The organism is Pseudomonas sp. AE27, assembly GCF_037113495.1.
Taxonomy (GTDB): Bacteria; Pseudomonadota; Gammaproteobacteria; order Pseudomonadales; family Pseudomonadaceae; genus Aquipseudomonas; species Aquipseudomonas palmensis.
Genome location: NZ_CP146966.1, coordinates 2,081,221 through 2,099,203, shown reverse-complemented (window position 1 = coordinate 2,099,203; position 17,983 = coordinate 2,081,221). Strand labels below are relative to the sequence as shown.

At 65.0% G+C, this 17,983-nt stretch carries 15 protein-coding genes; 6 read left to right on the top strand and 9 right to left on the bottom strand.

Features of this window, described 5'->3' with window-relative positions; all coding sequences use genetic code 11:
- The first annotated feature begins 15 nt into the window (after positions 1 to 15).
- Entirely contained in the window at positions 16 to 3,324 is a 3,309-nt protein-coding gene (treS, locus tag V9K84_RS09585) for a maltose alpha-D-glucosyltransferase (RefSeq protein ID WP_088515114.1), read from the top strand.
- Positions 3,325 to 5,538: a 1,4-alpha-glucan branching protein GlgB gene (gene glgB, locus V9K84_RS09580; protein ID WP_088515113.1), complete on the top strand. Its 2,214-nt coding sequence runs from the start codon at positions 3,325 to 3,327 to the stop codon at positions 5,536 to 5,538.
- A gap of 75 nt (positions 5,539 to 5,613) precedes the next feature.
- Here the strand turns inward: glgB and V9K84_RS09575 are convergent, their stop codons facing one another.
- The 5 genes from V9K84_RS09575 to V9K84_RS09555 all read right to left on the bottom strand — a co-directional run bounded on the left by V9K84_RS09575 (position 5,614) and on the right by V9K84_RS09555 (position 12,288).
- Positions 5,614 to 6,585 (bottom strand): PDR/VanB family oxidoreductase, encoded by a 972-nt coding sequence (locus tag V9K84_RS09575; protein WP_054914401.1) that lies wholly within the window; start codon positions 6,583 to 6,585, stop codon positions 5,614 to 5,616.
- Between the two features lie 23 nt (positions 6,586 to 6,608).
- Entirely contained in the window at positions 6,609 to 8,057 is a 1,449-nt protein-coding gene (locus tag V9K84_RS09570; RefSeq protein WP_088515112.1) for an NAD-dependent succinate-semialdehyde dehydrogenase, read from the bottom strand.
- A gap of 45 nt (positions 8,058 to 8,102) precedes the next feature.
- The gene (locus tag V9K84_RS09565) at positions 8,103 to 9,224 is read right to left on the bottom strand and encodes a ring-hydroxylating oxygenase subunit alpha (protein WP_043863952.1); all 1,122 of its coding nucleotides are present in this window, start codon (positions 9,222 to 9,224) and stop codon (positions 8,103 to 8,105) included.
- Positions 9,225 to 9,377: 153 nt separating this feature from the next.
- Positions 9,378 to 11,000, bottom strand: coding sequence for a BCCT family transporter (locus tag V9K84_RS09560; protein ID WP_043863951.1), 1,623 nt, complete (start codon positions 10,998 to 11,000; stop codon positions 9,378 to 9,380).
- 196 nt (positions 11,001 to 11,196) lie between these two features.
- The gene (locus V9K84_RS09555; protein ID WP_043863950.1) at positions 11,197 to 12,288 is read right to left on the bottom strand and encodes a tartrate dehydrogenase; all 1,092 of its coding nucleotides are present in this window, start codon (positions 12,286 to 12,288) and stop codon (positions 11,197 to 11,199) included.
- 99 nt (positions 12,289 to 12,387) lie between these two features.
- Between V9K84_RS09555 and V9K84_RS09550 the strand changes: the two genes are divergently transcribed.
- On the top strand, positions 12,388 to 13,305 hold the full coding sequence (locus tag V9K84_RS09550) for a LysR substrate-binding domain-containing protein (RefSeq protein WP_054914402.1): 918 nt from the start codon (positions 12,388 to 12,390) through the stop codon (positions 13,303 to 13,305).
- Here V9K84_RS09550 and V9K84_RS09545 read toward each other — a convergent pair.
- Complete coding sequence (locus tag V9K84_RS09545; protein WP_043863948.1) at positions 13,302 to 13,601, bottom strand: RcnB family protein; 300 nt, start codon at positions 13,599 to 13,601, stop codon at positions 13,302 to 13,304. The genes V9K84_RS09550 and V9K84_RS09545 overlap by 4 nt on opposite strands.
- Positions 13,602 to 13,889: 288 nt before the next feature.
- Here V9K84_RS09545 and V9K84_RS09540 point away from each other — a divergent pair, with 288 nt between their 5' ends.
- A complete protein-coding gene (locus tag V9K84_RS09540; RefSeq protein ID WP_043863947.1) occupies positions 13,890 to 14,642 on the top strand; it encodes an outer membrane beta-barrel protein in 753 nt (250 codons plus the stop codon).
- Positions 14,643 to 14,645: 3 nt separating this feature from the next.
- On the opposite strand, the gene V9K84_RS09535 is transcribed toward V9K84_RS09540, so the two are convergent.
- A complete protein-coding gene (locus V9K84_RS09535; protein ID WP_043863946.1) occupies positions 14,646 to 15,212 on the bottom strand; it encodes an N-acetyltransferase in 567 nt (188 codons plus the stop codon).
- A 131-nt stretch (positions 15,213 to 15,343) separates the two neighbouring features.
- On the opposite strand from V9K84_RS09535, the gene V9K84_RS09530 reads away from it, so the two are divergent.
- Both V9K84_RS09530 and V9K84_RS09525 read left to right on the top strand, forming a co-directional pair.
- Positions 15,344 to 15,880 carry a hypothetical protein gene (locus V9K84_RS09530; RefSeq protein WP_043860251.1) on the top strand — a complete coding sequence of 179 codons (537 nt, stop codon included), beginning with the start codon at positions 15,344 to 15,346 and terminating at the stop codon, positions 15,878 to 15,880.
- A 58-nt stretch (positions 15,881 to 15,938) separates the two neighbouring features.
- Entirely contained in the window at positions 15,939 to 16,415 is a 477-nt protein-coding gene (locus tag V9K84_RS09525) for a GNAT family N-acetyltransferase (protein ID WP_043860250.1), read from the top strand.
- Positions 16,416 to 16,434: 19 nt separating this feature from the next.
- Here V9K84_RS09525 and V9K84_RS09520 read toward each other — a convergent pair whose 3' ends face one another.
- Both V9K84_RS09520 and lpxO read right to left on the bottom strand, forming a co-directional pair.
- Entirely contained in the window at positions 16,435 to 16,779 is a 345-nt protein-coding gene (locus V9K84_RS09520; protein ID WP_078481264.1) for a carboxymuconolactone decarboxylase family protein, read from the bottom strand.
- A gap of 183 nt (positions 16,780 to 16,962) precedes the next feature.
- Entirely contained in the window at positions 16,963 to 17,862 is a 900-nt protein-coding gene (lpxO, locus tag V9K84_RS09515; protein ID WP_043860248.1) for a lipid A hydroxylase LpxO, read from the bottom strand.
- Between the last annotated feature and the right edge of the window lie 121 nt (positions 17,863 to 17,983).

Genomic DNA, 17,983 nt, shown 5'->3' with positions numbered 1-17,983 from the left:
CTGAAGGAGTCGTACATGGCGAAGAAAGCCCGCCCAGCCACGTTCATCAACGACCCGCTGTGGTACAAGGACGCGATCATCTACCAGGTGCACGTCAAGTCGTTCTTCGACTCCAACGGCGACGGCATCGGTGATTTTCCCGGCCTGATCGCCAAGCTCGACTACATCGCCGAGCTTGGGGTCAACACCCTGTGGCTGCTGCCGTTCTACCCCTCGCCACGGCGCGACGACGGCTACGACATCGCCGCCTACAAGGCCGTGCACAGCGACTACGGCACCCTGGCAGACGTGCGCCGTTTCATCGCCGAGGCGCACAAGCGCAACCTGCGGGTGATCACCGAGCTTGTCATCAACCACACCTCCGACCAGCACCCGTGGTTCCAGAAGGCCCGGCGCGCCAAGCCCGGCTCCAGGGCGCGGGACTTTTATGTGTGGTCCGACACCGATACCAGGTACGACGGCACGCGCATCATCTTCCTCGACACCGAGCACTCCAACTGGACCTGGGACCCGGTTGCCGGCCAGTACTTCTGGCACCGCTTCTATTCGCACCAGCCCGACCTCAACTTCGACAACCCGCAGGTGCTCAAGGCGGTGATCGGGGTGATGCGCTACTGGCTCGACCTGGGCGTGGATGGCCTGCGCCTGGATGCCATCCCGTACCTGATCGAGCGCGATGGCACCAACAACGAGAACCTGCCCGAAACCCACCAGGTGCTGAAGAAGATCCGCGCCGAAATCGACGCCAACTACCCCGACCGCATGCTGCTGGCCGAGGCCAACCAGTGGCCCGAGGACACCCAGCTGTACTTCGGCGAAGGGCAGGGCGACGAGTGCCACATGGCCTTTCACTTTCCGCTGATGCCGCGCATGTACATGGCGCTGGCCCAGGAAGACCGCTTTCCGGTCACCGACATCCTGCGCCAGACCCCGGAGATCCCGGCCAACTGCCAATGGGCGATCTTCCTGCGCAACCACGACGAGCTGACCCTGGAGATGGTCACCGACCGCGAGCGCGACTACCTGTGGAACTACTACGCCCAGGATCGTCGCGCGCGCATCAACCTGGGCATCCGCCGGCGCCTGGCACCGTTGCTGCAACGCGACCGGCGCCGGGTCGAGCTGCTGACCAGCCTGCTGCTGTCGATGCCGGGCACCCCGACCCTGTATTACGGTGACGAGATCGGCATGGGCGACAACATCTACCTGGGCGACCGCGACGGCGTGCGCACGCCGATGCAATGGTCCATCGACCGCAACGGCGGCTTCTCCCGCGCCGACCCGGCACGCCTGGTGCTGCCGCCGATCATGGACCCGGTGTACGGCTACCAGTCGGTGAACGTCGAGGCCCAGGCCAGCGACCCGCATTCGCTGCTCAACTTCAACCGTCGCCTGCTGGCGGTGCGCAAGCAGCAAAAGGCCTTTGGCCGCGGCAGCCTGACCATGCTCTCGCCCAGCAACCGCCGCATCCTGGCGTATGTCCGCGAGTTCACCGGCAGCGACGGCAAGGGCGAAACCATTCTGTGCGTGGCCAACGTGTCCCGCGCCGCCCAGGCGGCAGAGCTGGACCTCTCGGCCTATGTCGACCAGGTGCCGGTGGAGATGCTCGGCGGCAGCGCGTTCCCGCCGATCGGCCAACTGCCGTTTCTGCTGACCTTGCCGCCCTATGGCTTCTACTGGTTCCTGCTCGCGCCCAGGGACCAGATGCCCAGCTGGCATGTGCAGCCCGCGCAGCCGCTACCGGAGTTCACCACCGTGGTGCTCAAGAAACGCATGGAGGAGCTGCTCGAATCGCCGTCGCGCGACACCCTGCAAGACGCCATCCTGCCGCAGTACCTGCCCAAGCGCCGCTGGTTCGCGGGCAAGGGCGCCGCGCTGGAAAAGGTGCGCATCGCCTATGGCGTGCGCTTCGGTGCGGCCACCAGCCCCGTGCTGCTCAGTGAAATCGAGGTCGACAGCGGCGGGCAGACCAGCCGCTATCAGTTGCCGTTCGGCCTGATCGGCGAAGACCAGCTGACCAGCGCATTGCCCCAGCAACTGGCCCTGTCACGGGTACGCCGGGGGCGCCAGGTGGGCCTGATCACCGATGGTTTCGTGCTCGAAAGCTTCATTCGCGCGGTGCTGGCCGGCTTTGCCGATGGCACGCGCCTGAGCTGCAGCGACGGCGAGTTGCAGTTCCAGGCCACCGAGCAGCTGGCCGCCCTGGAGCTGGGCGACGAGCCGGCGGTGCGCTACCTGTCGGCCGAGCAGTCCAACAGCTCGGTGGTGGTAGGGGGCAGCCTGGTGCTCAAGCTGATCCGCCGGGTCAATGGCGGCATCCACCCCGAGCTCGAGATGAGCGCCTACCTCACTGCCGCCGGCTACCCGAACATATCACCGCTGCTGGGCTGGCTGAGCCGGGTGGACGCCACCGGGCAGCCGCACCTGCTGATGATCGCCCAGGGCTACCTGAGCAACCAGGGCGACGCCTGGGACTGGACCCAGAACACCCTGGAACGCGCGATTCGCGACGAAATGGAACCCGGCATCCAGGCCCCGCAGGCCCATGCCGATGCCTTGCAGGAGCTGCAGGCCTTTGCCGCGCAGCTGGGCCAGCGCCTGGGCCAGATGCATCAGGTGCTGGCCGCGCCCACCCAGGACCCGGCGTTCAAGCCGCGGGTGAGTAGCGCGCGCGATGGCAAGGCCTGGGGCAAGCAGGTCAGTGCCCAGCTCAACCAGGCGTTCGACCTGCTGGAGCAGCACCGCGATGAGCTGGATGCCGACAGCCAGGCGCTGGTCGACGACCTGGGCAAGCAGCGCAAGGGCCTGCTCGAACAGGTCAGCGAACTGGCCATGCAGGCGGTCGGTGGCGTGCTGATACGGGTACACGGCGACCTGCACCTGGGCCAGGTGCTGGTGGTGCAGGGCGATGCCTATCTGATCGACTTCGAAGGCGAGCCGGCGCGCCCGCTGGAGGAGCGACGCGGCAAGCATAGCCCGTACAAGGACGTCAGCGGCGTGCTGCGTTCGTTCGACTATGCTGCTGCGATGGTGTTGCGCAGCGCGTCGGGGGTGGACGTCTCGCCGCCGGCCCGCCAGGCCCGTCAGCGCGTGGCGCGGCGCTACCTGCACCAGGCCCGGCATGCCTTTGTTCAGGCCTACGATCTGGCCACCGCCGACCTGCCGCACGCCTGGGAACAGCCCGGCGGGGCACGCGCGGCGCTGGACCTGTTCAGCCTGGAAAAGGCTGCCTACGAAATTATGTATGAAGCCGAGAATCGCCCGAGCTGGTTGGCCGTGCCCTTGCATGGCCTCCATGGGCTTGTCAGTACGTGGGGAGAATGAATGAGCGCGCACAAGCGGGAACAGGCTGGGTTGGGCACAAGGGATATCGATGACCTGGTCAATGCCAGGCACGGCGACCCGTTCGCGGTGCTCGGGCCGCACCCGGATGGCGCGGGCGGGCAGTGGATACGCGCCTACCTGCCCGATGCCCTGAGTGCCCGGGCGGTGGCCCGCGACAGCGGGCAGGTGCTGCTGGAGCTGGAGCAGGGCAGTGTGCCCGGGCTGTTCAGCGGGCGGTTGCAGCAACCGCAGGCGTACGACCTGCACATCAACTGGGCAGGGGGCGAGCAGGTCACCGAAGACCCCTACAGCTTTACCCAGTTGCTGCTGGGCGAGATGGACCTGTACCTGTTCGCCGAAGGCAATCATCGCGACCTGGCCAAGGTGTTCGGCGCGCAGCCCGCACAGGTGGACGGCATCGACGGGGTGCGCTTTGCGGTGTGGGCGCCGAATGCGCGGCGGGTGTCGGTGGTCGGTCACTTCAACAACTGGGACGGGCGCCGCCACCCGATGCGCAAGCGCGTGCCCAGCGGTGTGTGGGAGCTGTTCATCCCGCGCCTGCAGGCCGGCGAGACGTACAAGTACGAACTGCTCGGGCCCGACGGCATCCTGCCGCTCAAGGCCGACCCGCTGGCACTGGCCACCGAGCTGCCGCCCAGCACCGCCTCGAAGGTGGCCGCCGCGCTGGGCCATGTGTGGCAGGACCAGGGCTGGATGCGCGTGCGTGCGTCGCACCAGGCCACCAACGCGCCGCTGTCGATCTACGAACTGCACGCCGGTTCCTGGCAATGCGAGCTGGATGAAAGCGGTGAAGTGGCTCGCTACTACAACTGGCGCGAACTGGCCGAGCGGCTGGTGCCCTACATCCAGGAGCTGGGCTTCACCCATATCGAGCTGATGCCGATCATGGAGCATCCGTTTGGCGGCTCGTGGGGCTACCAGCCGTTGTCGATGTTCGCGCCCACCGCGCGCTATGGCACGGCCGAGGATTTCGCCGCGTTCATCGACGCCTGCCACCAGGCCCACATCGGCGTGATCCTCGACTGGGTGCCGGCGCATTTTCCCACCGACGAACATGGGCTGGCGCAGTTCGACGGCACCGCACTGTATGAGTACGCCAACCCGCTGGAGGGCTTCCACCAGGACTGGGACACGCTGATCTACAACCTGGGGCGCAACGAGGTGCACGGCTTCATGCTGGCTTCGGCATTGCACTGGCTCAAGCATTTTCACATCGACGGGCTGCGGGTGGATGCGGTGGCCTCGATGCTGTACCGCGACTACTCGCGCAAGGCCGGCGAATGGGTGCCCAACCGCCACGGCGGGCGCGAGAACCTGGAGGCCATCGATTTTCTGCGCCACCTCAACGATGTGGTGGCCCAGGAGGCGCCGGGGGCGCTGGTGATCGCCGAGGAATCCACCGCCTGGCCGGGTGTCAGCCAGCCGACCCAGCAGGGCGGCCTGGGTTTCAACTACAAGTGGAACATGGGCTGGATGCACGACACCCTGCATTACATCCAGAACGACCCGATCCACCGTGCGCATCATCACAACGAGATGAGCTTCGGCCTGATCTACGCGTATTCCGAGCATTTCATCCTGCCGATTTCCCATGACGAGGTGGTACACGGCAAGCACTCGCTGATCGACAAGATGCCGGGCGACCGCTGGCAGAAGTTCGCCAACCTGCGCGCGTACCTGGCCTTCATGTGGTGCCATCCGGGCAAGAAGCTGCTGTTCATGGGCTGCGAATTCGGCCAGTGGCGCGAGTGGAACCATGACGCGGAACTGGACTGGTATCTGTTGCAGTACCCCGAGCACAAGGGTGTGCAGTCGCTGGTGGCCGACCTGAACCGGCTGTACCGCGACGAAAAGGCGCTGCATCAGCAGGACTGCGTGCCGCAAGGGTTCCAGTGGCTGATCGGCGACGATGCGCGCAACAGCGTGTATGCGTGGCTGCGCTGGAGCGCCGAGGGCGAGCCGTTGCTGGTGGTGGCCAACTTCACGCCGGTGCCGAGGGAGGGTTATCGCATCGGGGTGCCGTTTGGCGAACAGTGGGTGGAGGTGCTCAACAGCGATGCCCAGGTGTATGCCGGGTCCAACTACGGCAACCTCGGGGCGGTGAACAGCGAGGCGTTGCCCAGCCATGGGCAGCCGCTGTCGCTGGCGGTGAACCTGCCGCCACTGGCGGTGCTGGTGCTGCGCCCGGCTTGAAAGACTTCGCCGGCAACGCCGGCTCCTACAGGTTGGGCGATCTGCTGTAGGAGCCGGCGTTGCCGGCGAATCGATTCAAAGGTCCAGCACCAGCCGGGCCGTGCGCGCCCGCGACACGCACAGCATCATGCTCTGCTGCGAAGCCTTCTCTTCATCGCTCAGATACTGGTCGAAATGCTCGGCCTCACCCTCCAGAATCATGGTCTCGCAGGTGCCGCACACACCCTCGCGGCACAGGCATTCCACCTTGGCCGCCTTGGATTTCTCGATGGCCTGCAAGATGGTCATGCCTTCCTCCACCTGCAACTCCTGCCCCGAGCGCGCCAGCACCACGGTAAACGCCGCACCGGTCACCGGCGCCGCGGCAAACTGCTCCCAGTGCACGCGCTGCTCGGCAATGCCCAGCGACGCTGCGGTGGCGATCACCGCATCGATCAGCGGCTTGGGCCCGCACACATACACATGCGCCGCGTCATCCAGGCCCGCAAACAGCGCGGCCAGGTCCAGCTTGCGCTCCAGGCTGTCGATGTAGAACTGCGTGTTGGCCGCATGCGGCCCGCTGCTCAGTTCGGCCTGGAACGCGCCATGCTCGGGGCTGCGAAAGGCATAGTGCAGCTCGTAGGCGGTGCTGCCGGCCTCCAGTTCATGCAACTGCGCCAGAAACGGCGTGATGCCGATGCCGCCGGCGATCAGTACGTGCCGGCCCGCGCTCGGGTCCAGCGCGAACAGGTTGTTGGGGCTGGAGATGGTCAGCACGCTGCCCACCTCGACCTGCTGGTGCATGAACGCCGAGCCACCCTTGGACTGCTCTTCAAGGCGCACGCCGATCTGGTAGCTGCGGGTGTCGCGCGGGTCGCTCATCAGCGAGTAGGCGTTGCTGAACTGGCGCCCGTCGGCGCCCTGCATCTGCACGATTACGTGGCTGCCACCGGTAAATGCCGGCATCGGCGCGCCGTCCTCACGGGCCAGGGTGAAGCGCTTGATCAGCGGCGTCGCCTGCTCGACGGCGGTTACCTGCACACTGAACATCTCGTATTTGTTGGCCATGATTCACCTCGACTGCCACTGGCTCACACGGCCAGGCACAGGTACTTGATTTGCAGATAGTCTTCGATGCCGTAGCGCGAGCCTTCGCGGCCCAGGCCCGACTGCTTGACGCCGCCAAACGGCGCCACTTCATTGGAGATCAGCCCGGTATTGATGCCGACCATGCCGTACTCCAGTGCCTCGGCTACCTTGAACACCCGGGCGATGTCGCGGCTGTAGAAGTACGCCGCCAGGCCGTACAGGGTGTCGTTGGCCTGGGCAATCACCTCTTCGTCGCTGCGAAAGCGCACGATGGCCGCCACCGGGCCGAAGATCTCGTCCTGCAGCAGCTGGGTGCCCGGCGCAATGTTGGCCAGCACCGTGGGTGCGAAGAAGTTGCCGCCCAGCGCATGGGCTTCGCCGCCCAGCAGCAGGTCGGCGCCCTTGGCCACGGCGTCGTCGATCAGGCTGCGCACCTTGGCCACGGCCTTGTCGCTGATCAGCGGGCCGACCTGGCTCGCGGCGCTGGTGCCGTGGCCCACGCCCAGGGCGCGCACGCGCTCCACGAAGCGTTCGGTGAACTGCGCATACACGCTGTCATGCACGTAGAAACGGTTGACGCATACGCAGGTCTGGCCGGCGTTGCGGTACTTGGCTGCCAGCGCGCCTTCGACGGCGGCGTCGATGTCGGCATCGTCGAACACGATGAACGGCGCGTTGCCGCCCAGTTCCAGCGACACCTTCTTGATGCTCTGGGCACACTGGCCCATCAGCAGCCGGCCGATCGGGGTGGAGCCGGTAAAGCTCAGCTTGCGCACGGCCGGGTGCCCGGTGAACTGGGCGCCAATGGCCACCGCATCACCGGTGACCACGCTGAACACCCCGGCCGGGATGCCTGCACGTTCGGCCAGCTCCACCAGCGCCAGGGCGCAGAAGGGGGTTTCGTTGGCCGGCTTGACCACGATGGTGCAGCCGGCGGCCAGGGCCGGGGCCACCTTGCGCGTGATCATCGCCGCCGGGAAGTTCCACGGGGTGATGGCGGTGCACACGCCGATGCCCTGCTTGATCACCAGCAGGCGCTTGTCGTTGGAAGGGCTGGGGATGACATCGCCGTAGACGCGCTTGCCTTCCTCGGCAAACCATTCGATGAACGAGGCCGCGTAGCGGATCTCGCCCAGTGCTTCGTGCAGCGGCTTGCCCTGCTCGAAGGTCATCAGCCGGGCCAGGTCGTCTTCGTGTTGCAGCAGCAGTTCGAACCAGCGGCGCAGCACCTGCGCGCGGTCCTTGGCGGTGCGCTCGCGCCAGCCTTGCAGCGCGGCCTCGGCGGCTTCGATGGCGCGTATCGTCTCGGCGCCGCCCATCAGCGGCACGCTGCCCAGGCGCTCGCCGTTGGCCGGGTCGCAGACCTCGACCTGACGACCGTCGTCGGCATCGCACCAGTGGCCGTTGATGTACGCCTGTTGGCGCAGCAGTGTGGGATCGTTGAGTTTCACGCAAGGCACTCCATGCCGCCCCCGGCGTACCGGGGGCGGGCGTTGTCAGTCGTTGAGGTGGGCGACGGCGATCAGGTTGTGGAAGTGGGCGATGCCGTGCTCGCTCATGCCGCTGCGCTCACGGTCGGCCATGATCCGGCCCTGGCCACGGTAGCCGCGGGACTTGAGGCCCTTCTGCACGCTCTCGACCAGGCGCAGGTCCTCGGGGCGGAACACCTCGCGGTACCAGTCGATGAGTTTCTGCTGCTCTTCGGTGATGTCCTTGTTCAGGAAGTACACGTCGTAGTGCTGCAGGGTGGTTTCGGCGTCGACCGGGAACTCGTAGATCACGGTCATGAAGTTCGCGCCTGGCGGCACGTTGAACATGGTGCACGGCCATGCCCAGAAGCCGGCGAAGGAGGGGTCCTTGACGCTTTCGTCGAACTTGAACGACTGCTCCGACGGCTTGGCCAGGCCATATTGCAGGGTCCAGTTGCCGTAGGTGGTGTGGCTGTACTGGCCGACGTCCACCGAGTCGGAGAAGCCCGGGTGCGCCGGGGCGCAGTGGTAGCACTCCAGGTAGTTGTCGACGATGGACTTCCAGTTGGCCGGGGTATCGCTGACGAAACGTGCTGCCAGGTGCAGGTCGTCGATCACCGCGCAGGCCTGGCGCATGCGTGCCTGCAGGCCGGGCAGCTGGTCTTCGACGCTGCCGGCGTCCATGTCCATGTTGATGAAGATGAAGCCTGCGTACTCTTCCACGCGCAGCTGCACCAGGGTGGAGTTCTGCTTGTCGAAGTTGACCACGTTCTCGCAGTTGCGTGCGTGGGCCAGTTCGCCGTCGAGCTTGAAGGTCCAGGCGTGGTACGGGCAGGTGATCACGTTCTTGGCCTTGCCGCTGCCGCTGAGCAACTGGTGGCCACGGTGCGGGCACACGTTGTAGAAGGCGCGCAGCACGCTGTCGCGACCACGCACCACGATGATGCTCTCGCCGATGATCTCGCGGGTGATGTAGGCGTTGTTCTCGGCCACTTCGCTGCGATGACCCACGCAGATCCAGCTGCGCGCGAAGATGTTCTCTTTCTCGTGCTCGAACACCGCAGGCTGGGTGTAGAACTTGGCCGGAATGGTGAAGGCCTCGTCTGCGCTGGCGCAGAAATCGGCGGGCAGGCGTTTGAAGTCGTTCATTGCTATCTCCTCACGGGGGCGTCCAGCCAGGCCGGCGCACCGTTGTTCAATTGGCTTTTACTTATTGGTTTACGTGTATCTATTGGTTAACAGAACAGGCAAAAAAAAGGACCGTCAGGCCTGCATCCGTGCAGGTGGGTCGGGGTCAGCGACTCAGCGGGCCGTCGCGGTTACCGGGGCCGCTGCGGGTTGTTCAACGGGTTCAGGCTGTTCGGGCTGCTCGCCGGCCAGGCGCGCGGCCTCTTCCTCGATGCGGTGGGCCGGCACGTGGCCGTAGTCCTGCAGCATCCACTTGAAGAAGCCGTAGATCTTGATCAGCAGGATCACCATGAACGGGATCGCGGTCAGCACCACGGCGGTCTTCATGGTCGACAGCGAGGCCTTGGCGAACAGCATGGCCAGCGGTACCAGGGTCAGCACCACGCACCAGAACAGACGGTGGGTGGGGGTGGGGTCGTCGCCTTCGCGCAGGTTGCGGGTACTGGTGGCCGCCACGGCATAGGCGGCAGCGTCCATGTGCGAGGCGCAGAACACCGCCATGATGAACAGGTACACGCCCAGGAACACCTTGCCCATCGGCAGTGCTGTCAGCAGGGCACTGACCGCCGATTCGCCGCCTTGCTCGCTGAGGATCTTCGGTACGTCGATGGCGCCGTTGATGAACTGGTGCATGCTGTAGCTTTCCAGCGCGCCAAAGAAGAACCAGCAGCCCACGCTGCCACCGGCGAGCAGGGCGAACACCACTTCCTTGAGCTGGCGCCCACGGGACACACGGGTCACGAACATGGCCACGCCCGGGGCATAGGACACCCACCACAGCCAGTAGAACACCGTCCAGTTGCGGGTGAACGCGCCGTCGCCGGCCGGGTCGGTGAACAGGCTCATGCGCACATAGTTCTGCACCATCAGGCCGATGGAGTTGGCGGTGTTGTTGATGGTGAACTGGGTCGGGCCCACCAGCAGCACCACGCCGGCGAACACCAGCGCGCCGATGCACACCATCTTGCTCAGGCGCTGCAGGCCGCCATCGATGCCGATGTAGGAACTGAGCGAGAACAGGATGGCCACTGCACCGATCACCATCAGTTGCACGGTGAAGGTGTCGGGGGTGCCGGCCAGGTCATGCAGGCCGCGGGTCAGGGTCGAGGCGGTGAGCGCCAGCGACACGGTCAGCGCGCCCATCATGGTCAGCAGGAAGATCAGGTCCACGGTGCGACCGATCGGGCCGGTGGCCTTGAAGCCGGTCACCGCCTCGACGATCGAGGCCAGGTTCAGGCCGCTCTTCTTGCGCACGTGGAAGTGATAGGCCATGGCCAGCGAGGCCAGGGCATAGATCGACCAGGCGCTGATGCCCCAGTGGAAGAACGAGTAGCTGACGCTGTATTCCAGCGCCTGGCTCGATTGCGCGGCAATGTTCAGACCAGGGGTCTGGTAGTAGTAGGCCCATTCCATCACGCCCCAGTACAGGGTCGATGACCCCATGCCGGCACAGATGAACATGAACACCCAGGTGGGGGTGGAGTACTCGGGCTTGCCGCTGCCGAAGCGGATGTTGCCGTACTTGCTGAACGCCAGATACAGCACGGCCAGCGAACTGCCGAATACCAGCACCTGGACACTGGTGCCGAAGGTACGGGTGGCAATCTCGAACAACTGGTTGGCGGCCTGTTCGGCCTGGGAGGGAAACACGGCGAGGCCGATCACGGTGAGCAGCACGGCAATCAGGCTCACGGTAATCAGGAACACATCTATCTGTTTTTTATTCTTGTGCGACATCATCGTCTCCTGGACGTTGGCGTTCTTATCTGTACCCGGCAGGCAATCCGGGGGGGTAGTGCGGTAAAGCGTCCTCCTTCTGTTAACTATAAGTTAACGTCTATCTTTTGGTTAACAGATTCTGCCTAGAATCTTGTGGGCTCGCAAGAGGTGACGGGCCGGATTGTCTGGCAATTCAGACAACCGGCCCGTTGTTTCACCCTTCGATCAGCGCGGTGATGGCCTGGCCGACCTGTTGGGTGGACTTCTGCCCGCCCATGTCGCGGGTGGTGTCGCCGGCGGCGATCACGCGCTCGATGGCGCCAAGGATGTCGTCGTGGGCGGCGCGGTAGCGCGGGTCGGCGCCGTCATTGCCGAGGAACTCCAGCATCAGCGCCCCGGACCAGATCATCGCGATCGGGTTGGCGATGTTCTGGCCGAAGATATCCGGCGCCGAGCCGTGGACCGGTTCGAACAGCGACGGGAACCTGCGCTCGGGGTTGAGGTTGGCCGACGGTGCGATGCCGATGGTGCCGGCGCAGGCCGGGCCCAGGTCGGAGAGGATGTCGCCGAACAGGTTGGAAGCCACCACCACGTCGAAGCGGTCCGGCTGCAGCACGAAGCGTGCGCAGAGGATGTCGATGTGCTGCTTGTCCCAGCTGATCTCGGGGTAGTTGGCGGCCATCGCGGCGGTGCGCTCGTCCCAGTACGGCATGCTCACGGCCATGCCGTTGGACTTGGTGGCCGAGGTCACGTGCTTGCGCTCGCGGGTCTGCGCCACGTCGAAGGCATACTTGAGAATGCGGTCGACGCCGCGGCGGGTGAACACCGACTCCTGCAGCACGAACTCGTTTTCGGTGCCTTCGAACATGCGACCGCCCAGCGAGGAGTATTCGCCCTCGGTGTTCTCGCGGATCACCACGAAGTCGATGTCGCCCGGCTCGCGACCGGCCAGCGGGCAGGGTACGCCGGGGAACAGGCGCACCGGACGGATGTTCACGTACTGGTCGAAGTCGCGGCGGAACTTGAGCAGCGAGCCCCACAGCGAGATGTGGTCCGGCACCTTGTCGGGCCAGCCTACCGCACCGAAGTACAGCGCATCGAAGCCCTTGAGCTGCTCGAACCAGTCATCGGGCATCATCTTGCCGTGGGCCAGGTAATAGTCGCAGCTGGCCCACTCGAAGAATTCGAACTGGATGTCCAGGCCGTGCTTGCGCGCGGCGGCTTCGACCACGCGGATGCCCTCGGGCAGCACTTCGTTTCCGATACCGTCGCCGGGAATGGCGGCAATCTTGAAGGTCTTGGTCATGGCGGCTCACTCGTTGTTGTTTGGGAACAGGTGAGCGCATGCTATAAGCCATCGGGTCAGAGATAATCTCGCCCAACATGAATTCTTTGTGCACATATCGTGAATAGTCTGCCCAACCTCGAAGACCTCAACATTTTTGTCCAGGTGGCCAAGCGCGCCAGCTTTGCCGCGGTGGCCGAGCAACTGGGCATGTCGGCCGCGTTCATCAGCAAGCGTGTGCGCCTGCTCGAGCAGCAGATGGGCGTGCGCCTGCTGCACCGCACCACGCGGCGGGTGTCGCTGAGCGAGGAGGGCGAGCGGGTCTACCAGTGGGCCTTGCAGATCTTCGAGACGGTGCAGCGCATGGGCGACGACATCAGCACCCAGCACCGCGTGCCGGTGGGCCAGTTGCGTATCGCCAGCAGCCTGGGCCTGGGCCGGCGCTTCGTGGCGCCGGCGCTGTCGGAGCTGGCCGAGCGCTACCCGCAGCTGGATATCCGCCTGGACGTGCACGACCGCCTGGTGGACCTGATCGAGGAGGGGGTAGACCTGGATATCCGCGTGGGCAACGTGATTGCCCCGCACCTGATCGCCAAGCCGCTGGCCCACAACCGGCGCGTGCTGTGCGCCGCACCGGGCTACCTGCAACGGCGCGGCACGCCGCGCCAACTGGCCGAGTTGAGCAGCCATGACTGCCTGGTGATCAAGGAGCGTGACCACCCGTTCGGCGTCTGGCAACTACAGGGGCCGCAGGGCGAGCAGAGCGTGCGGGTGACCGGCGGGCTGTCGACCAACCACGGCGAGGTGGCGCACCAATGGTGCCTGGACGGGCGAGGGATACTGCTGCGTTCGTACTGGGATGTGCACGACAGCCTGGCCGATGGCCGGCTGGTGCCGGTGCTGGAGGACTACCACCAGGCGGCGGACATCTGGGCGGTATACACCTCGCCCCTGGCCAGCTCGGCGAAAGTACGCGTGGCGGTCGAGTTCCTGCGCCAGTACTTCGCCGAGCGCTACAGCCTGCCGGTGCTGGGCTAGCCCTTGGCGGGCACGATCTTCTTGATGGTGCCGTTGGTGATTTCGATCAGCACGTAGTTGTCCTGGATCTTGACCCACTGGCTGTCTTCGTCGGGCTGGCTCAGGCCCTTTTCCTTCCAGCCGCGCAGGGCCATGTCGTCGCGCTTGTAGAGGTCGGGGGCCTTGTCGTGCACCTTCAGCTCGCGGGTCGGGGACTCAGGCGCGACCACGCTGGGCTCGGCGGCCTGGGCCGGGAGCTGAACCAGCGCGACACTGCCGAGCAGGGCAAGGGTGGTGAACAGTTTGCGTGCAGTCATGCGGTACTCCTGATGGCTGGGGCTTGAAGGGTGGGACTGCGCGGTGCTGAAAACATTCAATCGGCTGTATATCTGCGGCGTTGCCTTCGCTGGCAATGCCAGCTCCCACAGGGTTTTGTGAACGCCTGAGAACCCGGTAGGAGCCGGCATTGCCGGCGAACAAGGCGACACGGTTTCTGTGACACAACCCGCACCCCAGAGCCTTCGTCTGAACTTTTTGAAACGCCCGGGGTTCGAAAGGTCGCATTCGACCCCGAGTGCCTTTCACATAAATGGAGACTGAAAGTGATGTCCAAGCGATTCGGCAACCTGCTGCTCAAGACCTCGGCCCTGGCGGTACTGGCCGCCCCCCTGAGTGCGCTGGCCGCAGCCCCCACCGACCCGATTGCAACCTTTGGTGTTCTCGGCGCCTACAACAAGTTCAAGCTCGAAGGCGGCAGCGAGTCCGATACCGACCGCATGGGTGAAGGCGGCCTGTTCTTCAACTTCGGCAACAAGCTCACCGCTGAATCCGGCTTCATCTACCAGGCCGGTGTCGACCTCAAGTACGGCGACCACAACGACACCAAGCTCAAGGAAGGCCAGGCCGACGTGGACCTGGGCTGGCGCGCCGCGATCGATGCGCGCAACTCGGTCGACCTGATCGTGGGCGGCGGCTACAACTGGTCGCGCTACGAGCTGGAATCCAACGGCTACGACATGAAGCTGACCGGTCGCACCCCCTTCGCCAAGGCCGCGCTGGGCTACAACCACCAGTTCGACGACATGACCCTGCGCCTGGAAGCCGGTGCACGCCGTTCGCTGGACAGCAAGGCCAAGCTGCATGTCGAAGACGTGGGCAACGACACTGTCGACCTCAAGGACCGTACCAACCCCTATGCCGAAGTCAGCCTGCTGATGAACCAGAAGGGCTCGATGCCGGTGATGGCCGGCCTGTACTACACCCGCACCGAGTACAAGCTGGACGAAGACTCGGAAGTGGCCGACAACATCAAGCTCAAGCGTGACGAGTTCGGCATCAAGGTCGGCCTTGCGTTCTAAGGGCTAGCGCCCGCGCTTGCGCGACACCACCGCCTCGATGTTCTTGCGCCCGATCAGCCTTGGCTGTTCGGGCGCAGTCATTTCACCCAGCCACTTGTACATCACCAGGCAGTCGACCAGGCCCAGGCGGGCATGCTGGTAGGCCCTGGGCAGGCGCCCGACGGTCTCGAAGCCCAGCGCGTGCCACAGCGCCACGGCCACCTCGTTGCTGGCCACCACCGAGTTGAACTGCATGGCCAGGAAGCCCTCGTTGCGTGCCAGGCGCTGGGAGTGCTCGCACATCAGCCGCGCCACGCCGCGCCCGCGGGCGGCCTCGGCGACCATGTAGCCGCAGTTGCTCACATGGCTGCCGGGGCCTGCGGCATTGGCCTTGAGGTAGTACGCGCCCAGCAACTGGCCCTCGTCCTCGACCACCAGCGTGTGCAGCGGCACCTCCAGCCACAGGTGCCGGGCCTGCTCCAGGCTCAGGTTCGGGTCGTAGGCGTAGGTCTCCCGCGCCGCGATCACGGCCTGGAAGGTGGGCCAGAAGCGGTCGAAATCGGCGGCGGTCATCGGGCGGATCTGCAGCATGGGAATCCTTGGCGGGCGAAGGGGGCGGGTGGGGCGCCATTCTAAGGGATTGCGCCCCGACCGGCGCAATCAACTGAACGCTGGCGCCGGGGCGGGCTCCAAATTCGACCACTGGTTGCGGATACCCAGACATGTCGAAAATCATCACCCAGCCCTTGCCCGTGCAATCGAGCGACGAAGACGACCCGTTGTTGTTCGGCTCGCCCAAGGAGCGCCTGGACTTCTACCGGCGCGAGATCCAGTACGAAACCAGCCTGCTGTCCAACCGGACCAACGCCTACCTCACGGCGCAGTCGTTCCTGGTGATCGCCTTTGCCTCGTCGATGGCCAACCTCAACCCCGAATGGGGCAAGCTGTTCACCTTGGTGGTGCCGTGCCTGATGGCGCTGCTTGGCATCGTCAGCTCGCTCAACGCCTGGCCGGGCATACGCGCGGCCTACCTGATCATCGACCACTGGCACTTCAAGCAGAGCAACCTGCTGCACAGCAAGCCGGCCATGGGCCTGGCCTACGACGAATCGCCGCTGTTCAACGAGCTGGAATCGAGCCACAAGGGCTTTTGCAAGTCGCTGCTGTTCTCCATGCGCACGCCCTGGCTGTTCATCGGCTTCTGGCTGCTGCTGGGCAGCTTCTGCCTGTACATCCAGTTCACCAACCCGGGTGGTTGAGGCCACCGTGCAGGCCGGCTAGAGTGGCGGCTCATGCATTCACAGGGGAAGGGAACCCATGGAGTCGATCACCTTGCGCGCGGCCCGGGCCGGCGATGGGGCAGCGGTATTTGCGGTGACGCACCAGTCGATCACGCAATTGGCGGGTGGGCGCTATTCGGATGAGCAGTTGCGCGGCTGGATGGGCCAGCGAACCCATGAGGATTACGAGCGTTCCATTGCCAAGGGCTCGATGGTGGTGGCATGTCAGGGTGAGACGGTGGTCGGTTTTGTCGACGCTGAACCTGGCGAAGTCACGCGCCTGTTCGTGCTGCAGCAGGCGGCCGGCCAGCAACTGGGCAGCCGCCTGCTGGAGGCGGGCCTGGCCAAGGCCCGGGCGCCGGGCGTGGAGGTGATCAAGGTCGAGTCCACGCTGAATGCCGAGGGCTTCTATCAGCGTCACGGGTTTGTCGCCAAGGGGCGCGACTTCTTCTCCCACGGGGTGGGCGGCGACCCGATCGAGGTGGTGCTGATGGAGCGGCCTGCGCAGCCCTGAGCGCAGGCCCCGGGCCGGGTTACTCCCCGGCCTTGCCCACCGCATCCAGTGCGCGCGCCGAGTACACCAGAGCGGCGCCGGCGTTCATCGCCACGGCCACGCCCAGGGCCTCGGCGATTTCCTCACGGGTGGCGCCTTGCTTGACCGCCTGCGCCGAGTGCACGGCAATGCAGCCGTCGCAGCGGGTGGTCACCGCCACGGCCAGGGAGATCAGCTCGCGGGTCTTTGCGTCCAGGTGGTTGGTCTTGGCCCCGGCGCCGCTGGCGGTCATGTAGCCGTCGACCGTGCCGGGCGAGAGTTGCTTGAGGTCGCCGATACCGGCCATCAGCTGTTTGCGGTAGCCATCCCAGTCCATCATGCTCATCGTCTTCACCTTTTTGTGTTGCGACAAAATGAACAGTGAAGCTAGTTTTTTCGGCACTGGGGCGCCGTTGGTCGATGGTCGGGGTGGGGGCGTACTTTGGTAGGGGCCGTTTTGCCGCAAGGCCGGCCCCCACAGGCTCACGCGCCGCCGGCAGGAGCCGGCCTTGCCGGCGAAAGGGCCACCTCAGATATAGATGAACACCAGCAGCAACAGCGCCACCACCGCCCACTTTTCCAGGTAGTAGCGCAGCCGGTTGCGCTTCTTCAGCGCCTTGCCGCGCTCGCGGATCTTGTAGATGCGCGTGAACAGCCGGTTGATCCCGCCGGTCTTGTCGCCCGCATCGTTCGGCGCCGCAGCGGCGGCCATCACCTTGCGGCTGAACCAGCGGTTGAACGCCGTCGCCCAGCGGTACTTCAGCGGTCGCTCCACATCACAGAACAGGATGATGCGATTGTGCTCGGTGTGGTTGGCCGCGTAGTGGATGTAGGTTTCGTCGAACATCACCGCCTCGCCGTCGCGCCAGTGGTAGTTCTCGCCGTCGACGCAGATATAGCAGGCCTCGTCGTTGGGCGTGTCCAGCCCCAGGTGGTAGCGGTAGGAGCCGGCATACGGGTCACGATGGCGCACAAGTTTGGAGCCCGGCGGCAGGGTGGCGAACATCGCCGCCTTGACCGTGCCGATGCCCTGCAGCAGTTCGGTGGTGCGTGGGCACAGCTTCATGGCCGACGGGTGGCTTTCGCCGTACCACTTCAGGTAGAAGCGCTTCCAGCCGCTCTTGAAGAACGAGTTGAAGCCGACGTCGTCATGGCTCTGCGAACTCTTGATTTCGCCCACGTGCAGCAGTTGCTGGGCTTCGGCACGAATTTCCTGCCAGTTGTCCTGCAGCGGCTTGAGCTCGGGGAAGGCCTCCACCGGCAGGTAAGGCTTGGCCGGCAGCCGGGAGAACAGGTAGAGGAACACGTTGATCGGGGCCAGGAAGCTGGAGTGATCGCCCAGCTGGCGGGTGAGCTTGTGCCGCACGCGCCCGCGCAGGTGCACGTAGGCGATGGAGAAGACAAACAGTAGAACGAGAAAGATTTTCATGGTCGATTAACAGGTCGATGTGGCTATGCGCCATGGCATGAGCAGGCCAGCATAAACAATCAACCGCGTGCTTTGTACATATTGTTACGTTTTGGGGTGCCGACCTTTGGCTAGGTCGGCG